This is a genomic window from Dellaglioa sp. CoH-57-MRSF-16 (assembly GCF_056782055.1).
The window spans coordinates 1-286 of sequence record NZ_JBXAXZ010000153.1; the positions used below are offsets into that span (position 1 = coordinate 1).

The window sequence follows — 286 nt, forward strand, 5'->3', positions numbered from 1 at the left end:
CGTCCTCCCCATCAAGGCTCTCGTACCTGCGTTCCAACCGGTCCAGCGCCGAGCACCAGTCCGGCCCAAGTGCCTGACGTGTGCCATAGTCGTTGACGGCGGCCAGTAGCGTGAGCGCCGTATCCAAATCCGCAGCAAACTGGCGTTCAAATCCAAAGTTCAATGCAAATTCACGTTTTCCCACCCACGCACTCGGAATCATAGACGCGGCTCCAACGTGAACAACGCATGGGCCACGCGCCGTACGATCGCGTCCGTCGCGAACAGTTGGTACTCACCAGCCTTG

Annotated in this window: 1 protein-coding gene; it reads right to left on the reverse strand. The window is 59.4% G+C overall.

The window, feature by feature from the left end:
* Positions 1-184 (reverse strand): hypothetical protein (locus tag AC1RPH_RS08250; protein ID WP_481762102.1); only part of this gene is annotated, 184 nt, incomplete at its 3' end.
* Positions 185-286: the final 102 nt, after the last annotated feature.